General features: G+C 61.2%; 6 protein-coding genes. 5 read left to right on the top strand and 1 reads right to left on the bottom strand.

Features of this window, described 5'->3' with window-relative positions; translation table 11 throughout:
- Window positions 1–138: 138 nt before the first annotated feature.
- Window positions 139–2,934: a TonB-dependent receptor gene (locus ONB52_14480; GenBank protein ID MDZ7417341.1), complete on the top strand. Its 2,796-nt coding sequence runs from the start codon at window positions 139–141 to the stop codon at window positions 2,932–2,934.
- A gap of 199 nt (window positions 2,935–3,133) precedes the next feature.
- On the opposite strand, the gene ONB52_14475 is transcribed toward ONB52_14480, so the two are convergent.
- The gene (locus ONB52_14475) at window positions 3,134–4,696 is read right to left on the bottom strand and encodes a hypothetical protein (GenBank protein MDZ7417340.1); all 1,563 of its coding nucleotides are present in this window, start codon (window positions 4,694–4,696) and stop codon (window positions 3,134–3,136) included.
- Window positions 4,697–4,744: 48 nt separating this feature from the next.
- Here ONB52_14475 and ONB52_14470 point away from each other — a divergent pair, with 48 nt between their 5' ends.
- The 4 genes from ONB52_14470 (at window position 4,745) to ONB52_14455 (ending at window position 13,300) form a co-directional block, all read left to right on the top strand.
- Entirely contained in the window at window positions 4,745–5,593 is an 849-nt protein-coding gene (locus tag ONB52_14470; protein ID MDZ7417339.1) for a glycerophosphodiester phosphodiesterase family protein, read from the top strand.
- A 205-nt stretch (window positions 5,594–5,798) separates the two neighbouring features.
- Window positions 5,799–8,123, top strand: a complete 2,325-nt coding sequence (locus ONB52_14465) for a DEAD/DEAH box helicase (protein MDZ7417338.1) — start codon at window positions 5,799–5,801, stop codon at window positions 8,121–8,123.
- Window positions 8,124–8,450: 327 nt separating this feature from the next.
- Window positions 8,451–11,330, top strand: coding sequence for a hypothetical protein (locus tag ONB52_14460; GenBank protein MDZ7417337.1), 2,880 nt, complete (start codon window positions 8,451–8,453; stop codon window positions 11,328–11,330).
- Between the two features lie 62 nt (window positions 11,331–11,392).
- Window positions 11,393–13,300 (top strand): PorV/PorQ family protein, encoded by a 1,908-nt coding sequence (locus tag ONB52_14455; GenBank protein ID MDZ7417336.1) that lies wholly within the window; start codon window positions 11,393–11,395, stop codon window positions 13,298–13,300.
- The last annotated feature ends 35 nt before the right edge of the window (window positions 13,301–13,335 follow it).

Genomic DNA, 13,335 nt, shown 5'->3' with positions numbered 1-13,335 from the left:
CGCGCCTCCTTCCTTGTCTGCCGAGATGTCATGCCGTGAAGTACCACGCTTGTCGCGCATGGTCCCGTCTCATTTTTCAATCCACCCTGTTTTGCATGTGACGGGCGAGAGTATATGAATTTTATCGCGAGGTGCCTTATGAAACGAAGTTGCCATTTCGGGGTGGCTTTTTTGATGGTGATTGGGTTGCTGGCTCCGGTGGTGGCGCAGGTCACCACGGTGAGCCTGGAGGGGAAAGTGGTGGACAATGAAAACAATGCTGTGCCGGGAACGGCCATCATGGTGAAAAATGCGGCAACCGGTTTGGTGCGCGGTGCCAGTTCGGATGCGGAGGGACGATACCGGATTTTGGGCATTCCGCCGGGCAGCTACACGGTGCAGGCCCAGCATATTGGTTACAAAACCGCCACGCGCGAAAATGTCCGCTTTCTCACCGGACAGCGGCCGGTGCTCGATTTTGTTTTGGTCTCGGACGCCGTGCAATTGGGTGAGGTGCAGGTGATTGGACAGCGGGTGGCGGAATTCGAATTGACCCGCGTCGATGTCTCGACCCCGGTGGTGCGGGATCAAATCGTCAACCTGCCGCTGAATTCACGCAGCGCATTGAATCTGGCGGGACTGGCGCCCGGCATTCGTACCTATGCGCCGACCGCCGGACGGTCGCTGCCCTCCTCCGGCTCGTTGCCCGACCTGCGCTTCATCAACTTCTATGTCGATGGCGCCGAGTGGAAGAGCATGTTCAACGGCAACATCGTGGGCATCCCGCAAACCGGCTCGCCGCTGCCGCAGGAGGCAATCGAGGAGTTCCGCGTGATTCTCACCCCCTTCGACACGGAATTCACGCGCGGCGGCTCATGGGTGATCAATGCCCTGACCCGGCGCGGCACCAATGAGTTTCATGCCGAGGCCTTCTCGTTTTTCCGCGATCGCGAGCTCAACGCCCGCGGCCCGTTCGAGCAGAAAAAGCCGGATTTCAACCGCCAGCAGGTCGGCCTCAACTTCAGCGGGCCGCTCATGCAGGACAAGCTGTTCTTCGCCGGCTCCTATGAGCTGCACAACACCAACGACTTCATCGACGTCGTGCCGGGCCGGCCGGCCTTCAACCCCGGCATTTGGGATCGCTACCGCGGCACTTTCTCCGCACCCAACAAAAATCACACCGGCGTGGCACGCCTGACTTATCAGCCGGTGAGCACGCACTCGCTCGATCTCATCTGGTCCTCGCGCTACCTCGAGAGCAAAACCTTCTTCGGCGGCACCGCTGCCGAGCCTGCCGGCATTTTCGGCAAGTACCATATCAACAGCGTGATGCTGAAACACACCTGGCTGGCCTCCAACAATGCCTTCAACGAACTGAGCGTGCAGTATCTGCGCTGGCGGCATCATGAGCCGACCATCAACACCGGACCGGCCTACGTCTATCCCAGCGTCCGCCTGGGCCGCGGCACCTTCCCCATCAAGGTGGCGGAGGATCATTACCGCCTGATCAACAAATTCTCCGTCAAAGTGGACGATCTGGCGGGACCGCATTTGTTGAAGATCGGCGGCGAAGTGACGCGCGTGAGCATGACGCCCTGGTTTCCCAGCTATCTCTATCCCGAATTCACTTTCGCCACCGACAGCAGTGCCCTGCCGCGCACCGCCTCGATTGGCATCGGCTTGCTGCATCCGCTCGATCCCAACGGCAGCGATGCCGAGACCGATGACAAGGGTACGCTGGTGGGTGTTTATGTGCAGGATCAGTGGAACCCCACCCCGCGGCTGACCCTGAATCTCGGCGTGCGCTATGATGTCGAGATCAACACGCTCAACAACAAGCAGCGCCTGCCGTGGGCGGACAGCACGGTGCTGGTGAATGCCCTGCCGGCCGGCGCAATCAACACCGGCAACCGCCGCAACGACACCGACAACCTGGCGCCACGTTTCTCCTTCAACTATGACGTGGGCGGCGACGGGCGGACGATTTTGCGCGGCGGCTACGGCATCACCTTCGACCGCACCGCCTACTTCATCGCCTATTTTGAAAAACGCGATGCTTTCTGGCGCACGTATCAGTTCATCAATCCCGGCACGCTGGATCCCGAGGTCTTGCGGCAACGGGTGGCCTCGGGCGGCGGCAGTTCGGCGCCCACGATGAATCTGCTGGCCAACAAGATGTCCACCCCGCAGATCAACCAGTTCTCGCTTGGCCTCGGGCGTCAACTCACCGACCGGCTGGCGCTCAACATCGATTACATCAACCAGCGCGCCAGTGGTTTGTATGCCTCCCTCAACGCCAACTATTTCAGCCCCGCCCTCAATCGGCGCGTGATCTCCAGCCGTTTTGGCGATGTCATTTTGTGGGGCAGCATCGCACGGGCGCACTTCCACGGCTTCCTCACCAATCTGGCCTATCGCACTGCCAAAGCCCGGCTGTCGGCCTCCTACACCCTGTCGTGGGCCGAGTCCAGTCTCGACGGTTCGCCGGATCAGCGTTACACTGACATCAACAGCTACCGCATGCAACGCAGCAATGCGGATGAGCGGCATCGCCTGGTGCTGGCCGGCAGTTTCAATTTGCCCTTTGGTTTCAATCTCGGCACCCTGGCCACCGTTGCCAGCCCGCGGCCGTTTGATGTCACTGACGGCCGGGATTTGAACAAGAACAACTTGTTCAGCGACGATTGGCCGAACGGCGCGAGAAACCAGTTGCCGGCGTCGACTTTTCGCACCTGGTACAAGGTGGTTGATCTCCGCATCTCGAAATCCTTCATTCTGCCGCCGGCACAGGCCGAATTGATTTTCGAGGCCTTCAATGTCTTCAACTGGTTCAATGCCTCCGGCTATTCCGGCCGCAAGTACGACGCTGCCGGCAATCCTCTTTTGAGCTTCGGCAAGCCGACCGGTGCCTACGCTCCGCGCCAGATGCAGCTCGGCTTGCGCGTGTCTTACTGAAGACAGCGCCGGCGCGGGCTGAAACCAACCACAACCGGCGGGTGGTTACTCGCCGGCTTGGGTCACCGTGCTGAGAGGCAGGTACCCCGTGCACCACGGGGTGCCTGTTTTTTTTAGTGGCGCTTTTCTTTGGGGGAATGCGTGGCCGGTGGTGTCTGCTGTACAACCAGGCTGCGCCAGTTGAAGCGCAGGCAGGTTGTCATTCCGAAGGCACCGGCTCGTCGGAGAAACGCCAGCGCTCATCCCATTGCGCGATTTCATAGCGGTCGGTCATGGGGAAATGGGGCGGCCGGCGGGTTTCAAAGCGGGGGTCGAATTCGATGCGGGTGGCATAGCGCGGCTCCGTGGCGGAGAGCGTGCCGGCGCTCAGGCTGCCGAACAAATAGAGGGTGGCGCTGCCGTCGCCGCGATGATAGTCCCGCACACGAAAGGCACTTTTTGCGAACAGGGCGGCATGGATGGCGAGATCGCCAGGCCCGGTGACGTGCGGCGGTGCGATTTCAATATCGCCGTCACTCAGCAACCCGAGATAATCATCCGATCGCCACAATTCTGCCCGCGGCGTGGCATACACCAGGTTGCCTGAGATGATGATTTTGTTTTGAGCACAAACCAGGACGACGCCCTGCACCACACCCTGCAAGTGCAGCGAGGCTTTGCCCTCACCGCAAATGAGAAACAGGGCGCGCGGCAGGCGGCGTGTTTGTGGTGCGTGTGCGGGATCGCTGTCGCGCCAGGAGAAAGTTCCCCCCTGTTCGAAGGTGATCCAGACTTCGTGATCAAAACGCTGCACCAGACTGTCGGGCAGCAGGGCGGGCGGGCTCACGTTTTTGGGCACACGCAAAGGCGGGACGCCGGTCTCCAGGCCCGCCGGAAAAACCGCGGCCTTGTCGAGCAAAGCATGCGGATCGCCGGACTTGATGTCGAAAGCCGAGGTGGTGACTTTGCCGCGAAAGCGGGGTTGCGCACGGCCGCTGCGACTCACGATGATGGAAGAGTTGGAATGAAAGCGGCCCACCAGCTCGTCATCATGCAGCGCCACGGCGGGATTCCAGTAATCGACGAATTGCGCAAAATGGGAGAAGGCCAGCCGGCGCAGGCGCAGGCCGGTGGTGAGCGTTGTGCCGTGCTCTATGCGGGAAATCTCCACCTGTATTTCATCCAACGCCATTGCATGTTGCGCCGGCTGCTGGCGCCATCGCATGGTGTAGGTGCGGCCTGCTGCAGTGACAAGGTAGGTGGAATCCCGGCGCGGGAATTTGGCGGTCAAGCGCAATACGGCTTTTGCGAGGGCATGGCGCTCGGTCGCGGGCAGGGGCAGGGAAGCGGGAGTGGGCGCGGGCAGGGGGCCGGGCAATGGGGTTCCGGCATATTTGATTCTTCCGGGCAGTGGCGGCAGTGTAACAAAATTGTTGTGGACGTCCGCGTTTTGAAGTAGATTGTCGGCCGTCGTCGACGGCATCGGCGCTGCCGGTGGTGAAAACCGCGGACGCGCAGTTTTTCCTTCCTGCCGGGAACGGCGTGGCACCTCGGCCGCCGGTTGCCGCGCGGCGGCATCTTCCGTCTCGCCGGAAAGCGAGATCAATTCGAAATGCAGTGGCTGGAATGGCATTTCCGGCCGGCCCATCAGCCGCAGCAGCAACGAGAGCAACAGCAAGCCGGTGAGATGACAGCCCGCCGAAAGGAAAAGCGTATACGGCCAGGTCATAATTCGGCGGTCGAAGCACAGGCGGGCGGCGGATTGCAGCAGTCGCTTTGACATCTTCGTGGGGAATTGCCGGATGAAAACACAATGATGGGGAGACCAGCCATGCTCCGCATGAATCTGCTGTCCGTGGCTGCCGGCCATCTTGCGTCACTTTCTGCGGTGTGGGCGATTCTTACGGGTCTGGCCGTCACCCTTCAGGCACAGGAAAAGGAAATGTCAATCACTCCACAAAGCGTGATCAACTGCGGCCATCGCGGGGCCTCCGGACACGCGCCGGAAAACACCCTGGCCGCGATTCGTCTGGCGATGGCGATGGGGGCACAGATGGTGGAAATCGACGTGCAGCAAACTGCCGATGACCAGCTTGTCCTGCTGCATGACGATTCGCTCCGCCGCACCACCAACGGCAGCGGTCTGCTCTGGCAAAAGCGCGCAGCGGAATTGCAGACGCTCGATGCCGGCCGCTGGTTCAGTGCCGCGTTTGCCGGCGAGCCGCTGCCGACGCTGGCCCAGACGATAGCGCTTGTGCGCGGCAAAATCAAGCTGAATATTGAAGTGAAATTGCACGGCCACGAACGCAACATCGCGCAATTGGTGGTGGACACGATCCGGCGTGAAAATTTTGTGCAGGATGGTCTCATCACCTCCTTCGGCCATGCGGTGGCGGACGAAATCAAGCAGCTTGCGCCCGAGCTGCGGGTGGGCTACATTTTCGGGCCGCGCGAATTGCACGAAACGGTTTTCACCGCGCCGGTTGAGGTTTTGAGTGCGCATTACAGCCTGGTGAATGAGGAGTTCATGCGCAAGGCCCGCACTGCCGGCAAGGCGGTGCACGTGTGGACAGTCAACGACAAGGCCCTTATGACGCGGCTGATCGCTTTGGGCGTCGAGGCGATCATCACGAATTATCCCGATCGTTTGAGCGAGGTTTTGCGCGCGCAGGCGCAGTGAGAAGCCATGACGGATCCCGCCATCAGTCGCGCCGGTGTTGCGGGACTGATGGCCGGCATTGGGGCGGGCTGCACGCGCCGGCGGTGGGGAGGTGCCGCGCGCCTGAAATTTTTCAGGGAACCCGGCGTTTAGCAGAAACAGCGCCGGAGGAGCGGCCTGACATTCCAATCCGAGTACAACGAGTCTGAAGCATCCGGCAATTCCAATGAACCTCCTGCAAGTTCTCGATCAGTTGCGCGCCGAGCCGGACTTCATGCGCAACGTCACCCATTGGCGCACGCTGCCACCGCGGCCGGCGCAATGGGCCGATTTGCCGGCTGCGCTGCCTCCGGCTCTGGCCGAGGCACTGCGACGCCACGGCATCACGCGATTGTACAGCCATCAAGCCGAGGCAATTGCCAGGGTCGCCGCGGGCAAAAATGTGGTGGTGGTGACGCCCACCGCCTCCGGCAAGACGTTGTGTTACAACATTCCGGTGTTGCATCGCGTGCTCAATGACCCGCAGGCGCGCGCGCTTTATCTTTTTCCCACCAAAGCCCTGTCGCAAGATCAGGTCGCCGAGCTGCATGACCTTGTCACCCGGCTCGGTGATCAGATCAGTTTCGACCTTAAGACTTACACGTTCGACGGCGACACCCCGCAGTCGGCGCGCCAGGCGATCCGCAGCTCCGGCCATATTGTGGTCACCAATCCCGACATGTTGCATCAGGGCATCCTGCCGCATCACACCAAATGGATCAAGCTGTTCGAGAATTTGCGTTATGTCGTCATCGATGAGCTGCACCACTATCGCGGGGTTTTCGGCAGTCATCTCGCCAATGTGATCCGGCGGCTGCGGCGGATTGCGGACTTTTACGGCGCGCGGCCGCAGTTCATTTGCTGCTCAGCCACCATCGCCAATCCCAAAGAGCTGGCCGAGCAAATCATCTCCCAGGAAGTGGAAGTGGTGGACAACAACGGCGCGCCGCGCGGGGAGAAGCATTTCATCCTCTACAACCCGCCGGTGGTCAATCGCGAGCTGGGCATCCGGCGTTCGTCGGTGAAGGAAGCGCGCAGCCTGGCGATGCGGTTTCTCGCCAACAACATTCAGACCATCGTGTTCGCGCGCAGCCGCTTGCGCGTGGAAATTTTGGTGACCTATCTCAAGCAGGCGATGACGGCGCAACAGCGCCCGGCGCGGCTGATTCGGGGGTATCGCGGCGGTTATCTGCCCACCGAGCGCCGCGCCATCGAGGCCGGTCTGCGCAGCGGGGAGGTGCTGGGAGTGGTGTCCACCAACGCGCTGGAGCTTGGCATTGATATCGGCCAGCTTACGGCCTGCGTGATGGTGGGTTATCCCGGCAGCATTGCGAGCGCCTGGCAGCAGGCGGGCCGCGCCGGCCGGCGTTCCGAGTCCGCGGTCGCAATCATGATCGCCTCCAGCAGCCCGCTCGATCAATACATGATCAACCATCCCGCTTATTTCTTCGAACGCCCGCCCGAGGCCGGCATCGTCGACCCCAACAATCTCGTCATCCTGATGAGCCATCTCAAATGCGCCGCCTTCGAACTGCCCTTTCAAGACGGCGAGAAGTTCGGCCATGGCCGGAACGTCGTCGATGCCACGCCCGAGATTTTGGAGTATCTCGAGGAGAACAAGGTGCTGCATCACAGCGCGGGCCGCTGGCATTGGATGACCGACGCCTATCCCGCCGAGGCGGTGAGTCTGCGCAGTGCGGCACCGGAGAATGTCATCATCATCGACACCACCGACAACGAGCGTGTCATCGGCGAGGTGAACCTGCTCGATGCGCCGGTCATGCTGCATGACGACGCCATCTACATTCACGAGGGCCGGCAGTATCACGTGGACAAGCTGGATTGGGAGCGCCGCAAGGCCTATGTTCGCCAGGTGGCGGTGGATTACTACACCGACGCCCACACCGATACCAGCATTCATGTGCTGGAAGTGTTCGAGGAGAGAACGGCTGCCGGCGCACCGGCGGACGGCGGGGCCATGAAGATCGCGCACGGCGAAGTGAACGTCAACTGCCAGACGACGAAATTCAAGAAGCTCAAGTTTGGATCGCACGAGAACATTGGCTATGGCCCGGTGGAATTGCCGGAGATCAGCATGCACACCACGGCGTATTGGTGGGAATTGCCGGCGGAGATGGCGCAGCGCCTGGGGCTTGCGGAGTCGACTTTGGGTGACGGGCTGAAGGCCGCGGCGCATGCGTTGCATGGCGTCGCGGCGGTGTTTCTGCTGTGCGACAGCCGAGATATTCGCGCCGTGCCGATGGCGCGTGCCCTGCTCACCCAGCGCCCGACGATTTTCATTTATGACAATCACCCCGGTGGCGTGGGCTTCAGTAAACGCCTGTTCGGCATGCACGCAGAGTTGCTGGCGGCAGCGCGCGAGCTGGTGAGCCAGTGCGGCTGTGAAGACGGTTGTCCGAGCTGCGTCGGTCCGATGCTGGAGGTGGGAGAGCACGGCAAGCAAGTGGCCCTGCAGCTCCTGGCCATGGGGCAGTGGCAAGAAAACAGTTGACATTCGCCAAAAAAACATTATACTGGTGCCAGTTGACTGCACAAAAAATAGTCCCGCCACCAGTTCGTGCAGCGTTCCAGTGTCTGGCATGATCAGCCGCATGACGCCAACAGCGCTGATCAAGGTCATCCCGCTATGTGCTCTCGCCTCCGGGTGAGCAGGCAGAAAGCCGCCACTCCGTCTCCGCTTGCAGTTTTGGGTGAAGGGAATCTCAAAACAGACTGCTCCAGTTTGAAAGCCATTCATATTCGAATCATTTAAGAGGATGATCCGCGCATGCAAAAGGGATCTGATTCATCATGCTTTGCGTCGCCGCAAAGCCAGGGCATGAGGAGTTGCCTCGTTCTTCTGGCATGGCTTTCCTGCCTGGCGGGCGCCGGTTTCGCGCAGCAGCAGGAGCGCGAATGGCGCGATGACTTTCGCAATCGCGATCGCATCGAGGCGACCAGCAACCTGGTGTTGCGCCCCACCGGGATTTCAGGGGCCGACACCGGCCAGGTTTCCCTGCTCACCATCGATTCCACCCTCAGCACCGGCTCGGATTTCCGGATGTTTCTCCGCGGCATCGAAGCCGGTTATATTGGCAGGAAGGCGGTCAAAACCGTGGTGGATATCGACGTCTATCCCGCCAATCCCAATTTCTATCTGGTCACCGACGCGGGGACGAAATCGGTCTTCACCTACAACAGCAATGAGAGCAGCCCGGGTGCCGGCGATGTCGGCCTGCAGATCGATCTGACATTCACGCCGGCGGATGCCCATGCCTTCGTGGAGGGCGGCCGCTCGAAGGTCATCGTCACCGGCAGTGATGACGCCGACGGCGCCGGGCACGTGGTGAAATATGATCTGGAGGGCGGCCCCACCCTCGTATGGGAATACAACGCCACCAGTCAGGCGCTGAAGCTGCTGCGGCCCTCGGACGCCGTGGCGGTTCCCGGCAATCTCAATCAAGTCATCATTTGCGATACCGGCAATGACCGTTTGCTCGCGGTCGATCTGACCGTGCCGGGCGACGCCGGCGTGACGGTTTTGAGTGGCGAGAGCTTTCGCACACCGGTGGATATCGAAGTCGATCGCAATGATCCCAGCCTGTATCTCGTCACCGATCAGGGCAATCATCGCGTCGTGCTGGTGCGGCGCACCGGCAGCACGCTGACCCGCGTTTTTCAATTCGGCACCGGCAGCCCGGTGAGCTCGTTGGCCGGACTGACCCGGCCGAACGATGCCGATCTTCTGGACAACGGCAATGTGCTCATTTGTGACGCGGGCAACGACCGCCTGATCGAGGTCACCCGCACCGGCGGCATCGCTTTCCGTTTTGAAAGCCCATTGCGCAGCCTGACCGACGCCGATCGCATCGCCAACAACCGCACGCTGGCGGCATATCGCAGCAACGGCACCGACGTGGTGCCGCGCCGGCTGGCCTATGTCACCACGGACTCGGTCATCTCACAAATTTTTTCCTTTGGCCGTTCCGTCGATTTTGACTCCCTGTTTTGGGAGGGCGAGGATTTGGGAACCGCCGGGCGCGAAGGCACGCGCCTGCGCTTGAAGATGCGTTCCTCCAACAGCCGCAGCGATCTTCTCACCCGGCCCTTTTTTGGCCCCACCAGCCAGACAGACTACTATGACAACCGCCGCTCCGCCATCAACCCGATTCATGAACAGAACGGTGACAGCCTCTTCCAGTTTCTGGTGCGGCTCGAAACCACCAGCCCGCTGCGCACTCCGCTGTTGACCAGGATTGGTGCCACTGCGCATTTCATCCGTTATGAAACGCCCGGCGTGCTGCTCTCCAAAGTCATCAAAGACTCGGCGGACAAAGTCATCACCGATTGGCGGGTGCTGGCGTTTCCGCATCAGGGGCAGGGCATCACCGTCGAGTTGATCAACGCGCAAAACAATGCGGTGTTGGCATCCTTCACGGATGCCGAGGAACCGATTGCGAGCCTGTCGGCGCGGGTGCCGGGTTTGCGCGGCAGGCAGCAACTGCGGCTGCGCGCCACGCTGCGCACCTCCTCGCCTTTTGTGATGGCAAATACGCCGGTGCTGGAGAGCTGGCGGCTGGTATATGCCGTGATGGCCAGGGGCCCCTCGATCACGCGCTTCACGGATGCGAAATTCGCACCGGTGGAGCTGTACAAATTTGCCAACGCGCCGAGCGACAGCATTTTTATTTCCGTGCAGGATCCCACGCTGGCACCCGCGTCGGGGGCACGCGACACCGTGGCGGTGCAGGTGTTCAGCACGCTCAGCGAGGATTCGGCGCGCGTGGTGCTGCGCGTGAACCCGCGCAATTTTGCGGAATTTCGCGGCGGCCTGCCGGTGGCCTTCAATGCCTCGCGCCGCAACAATGACACGCTGGAGGTGAAGGACCGTGACGTCCTGATCGTGCGCTATGTGGATCCCGACGACAACACCGATGTCAGCCGGGACTCTGCGCGCGTGATTCAGCGTTCCTTCGGCCAGATTCGCATCGAAAACATCGATGGCGCCCGCATCGACTCGATCGACGTCGGCGGCTTGTTCTACCTGCGGGTGACCGGCGAAACCGATCAAAATCTCTCTCCGACGGCCATCGATTCCATTCAGGCGCTGGTCTTCGTGAACAAGCAGAATGGCGAGCAGGAGCTGGTGCTGCTCTTTGAAACCGCGGTGGATGCCGGTGAATTTCGCACCCGCCAGCCCCTGCAAGTGGCCGGTGTGCCCACCGGCGCACGCGATTTCCGCCTGCGCGCCGCCGGTGGCGATGACATCATCGCACGGTACACCGACGCCGTGGCCGGGGACGTCACCGCCGACACCATAGCGGTGCGCAGCGGGACGCCGCCGGTCGATCAGTTGAGTGAGGCGTTTGCCCTGGATATTGCGCCCAATCCCTTTCAAGCCGGCCGGCACAGCCAGCTTCGGCTGCGCGCGCGCGTCCGCACCGGCACCCTGACCATACAGCGCATCGAGGTTTACAACCTGGCGGGTGATTTGGTGGCGGTGATTCCCGGCTCGCAGATCTCGCTGAACGGCAGAAACAGCATCACTGCCGCCGATAATGCCGTAATCGCCGACGGCTGGTGGAACCGGCGAACCGCGAACGGCACGCTGGCGGCAAGCGGAACTTATTTCGCCAGGGTGCATGTTCGCCTCACCCAGCAGCCCCGCGGCCTCGAGGGTGGTGACGTGCGGTTGCTCAAATTTGTGCTCATTCACTAACGGCTGGATGCCATCGTTCATGCATTCCTGATTTTGTGACGACGACCAGCAGGATCACTCTTATGAATCATATCCCCTTTCCTTCACGTCGTGCGGGAATCGCCACGTTGCTCGTGCTGACTGCCGCCGCGCTGGCACAGGCGCAGGTGGCCGGGCAATATGCCGCGCCGATGCTGCGCATCAGCCCCTATGCCCGCCAGGTGGCCATGGGCGAGGCGTTTACGGCGCTCGCGAACGATCTCAGCGTCATGCGCTACAACGTCGGCGGTCTCGGCAGCCTGAGCAACGCGTCGCTGTCACTGCATTTTCATCGATGGATCGATGACACCTATCAGGGTGCCCTGGAAGGGGCGCTGCCCACCCGCTACGGCACCTTCGGGCTGGGTTTCGGTTATTTCAACGAAGGTGACATTGTGGCGCTGGCTGATGATTTCTCACCCCTCACCGGTGATTTCAGCAGCAGCGATCTGCTGCTGACGCTGGGGTACGGCAATTACATCTATCTGCTCGACAACCGCCTGTCCTTTGGCGCCGCCCTCAAGGGCATGCGGCAGGATTTGATCAGCAGTGCCGGCACTGCCCTGGGCGTCGACCTCGGCGCGCTTTACGCACTCGAGAATTTTTCGGTGGGCGCCACCCTGCAGAATCTCACCCTCAAAAGGCTCAAACTCACCGGCGGCGGCAGCGCCGGCCTGCTGCCGGAGACGATTCGTGCCGGCATCGCCGCCCACTTTCCCATCGGTCTGGGTGCCAGCGGCCGCCGTCTGCAATGGCGCCTCGGTCTGGATGCCTCAAAATTTCTCGACAAGCGTGACAAGGACATCCGCCTGCAGGCCGGCACCGAGTTTTTTCTCTCCGAAGTTTTTGCCGTGCGCGGCGGCTACAAATTTCACAACCTCGACGACAACTCCCGCTGGGGTGCGGGCTTTGGGCTGGTGATTCCCATGAGCTGGTTCGGCGGCTCAAACACCCATTTCGATTATGCCTTCAGCCCGCTCGAGGCCTTCGATTCCCAGGCGCATCGTTTCTCGCTCTCTTTCAACTTCGGCACGGCCGAACCGCAGGGCCTGTTCGTCGATCGCGGCGAGATTGACCGCGAACTGGCGGAAGCGCGCCGCGCCCGCCAGGAGGCGGAAGAGGCGCGGCTGGCGGCCAAGGAAGCGGAAGAACGCATCCGCGACCTCGAAGCCCTGCTGGCGGAGCGCCTGCGCAAGGCCGACTCGCTGGCCCGCCTCACCGAAGGCCGCATCACCGTCGAGCAGAAAGGCCGCGATGTGCTGATGACCCTGCGCATCAATTTCGATTTCGACAAGTCGGATATTCGCACCGACATGTATCCCACCATGTACAAAGCCGATGAGATTTTGAAGCTCTATCCCGAGTCGCTGGTGTGGATCTCCGGTCATACCGACAGCATCGGCACCGATGAGTACAACATCAAGCTCGGCGACCGCCGCATGAACAGCGTGATGAAGTTTCTGGTGAATCAAGGCAACAGCCCGAGCAAGTTCTACAATCCCGTCTCCTACGGCGAATGGAAACCGTTGAACGACAACAGCACCGAGCAGAAGCGTTTTCTCAACCGCCGTGTCGAATTTCTCATCTACACCATCGACCATCAGCCCGAGTTGCCCGAAGCCTCCAAGATCGAACAGGTCTATGTGCTGGGTGACACCGTCAAGGTGGTTTACAATGGCCGCGTGCCGGCTTACACCACCGATTTGCTGGCCGATCCCGTCCGCCTGCTGCTGCGGTTCGCCAAACTCTACATCGCGGACCCGCTGACGGTGGAGGTGAATCGCGGTTCGGTGCTGCGCGCCCGGCTGGGCTATCATCCGGAAGATGCCAGCACCTGGGTCGTGCTGGATATGAGCGAGGCCGTGGTGCCGGAGATGATTGCCAGCGGCAAGACGTTGAAGATCGTGACCACGAAATTCACCAGTAGTGCCGGCCGCGGCGGAGGGAGGTAGGCCGGTTGCGCAAGTTGCCCGGCAGCGCTTGAAAA

The organism is candidate division KSB1 bacterium, from assembly GCA_034506255.1.
Lineage (GTDB): Bacteria > Zhuqueibacterota > Zhuqueibacteria > Zhuqueibacterales > Zhuqueibacteraceae > Coneutiohabitans > Coneutiohabitans thermophilus.
This window is presented reverse-complemented; position numbering and strand designations above follow the sequence as displayed.

What these genes read in the sequence shown, in the direction of transcription:
- ONB52_14480 (MDZ7417341.1), top strand. Translation starts at nt 139, where the DNA reads ATGAAACGAAGTTGCCATTTCGGGGTGGCTTTTTTGATGGTGATTGGG.
- ONB52_14465 (MDZ7417338.1), top strand. Translation starts at nt 5,799, where the DNA reads ATGAACCTCCTGCAAGTTCTCGATCAGTTGCGCGCCGAGCCGGACTTC.
- ONB52_14475 (MDZ7417340.1), bottom strand. Translation starts at nt 4,696, where the DNA reads ATGTCAAAGCGACTGCTGCAATCCGCCGCCCGCCTGTGCTTCGACCGC.
- ONB52_14470 (MDZ7417339.1), top strand. Translation starts at nt 4,745, where the DNA reads ATGCTCCGCATGAATCTGCTGTCCGTGGCTGCCGGCCATCTTGCGTCA.
- ONB52_14455 (MDZ7417336.1), top strand. Translation starts at nt 11,393, where the DNA reads ATGAATCATATCCCCTTTCCTTCACGTCGTGCGGGAATCGCCACGTTG.
- ONB52_14460 (MDZ7417337.1), top strand. Translation starts at nt 8,451, where the DNA reads ATGAGGAGTTGCCTCGTTCTTCTGGCATGGCTTTCCTGCCTGGCGGGC.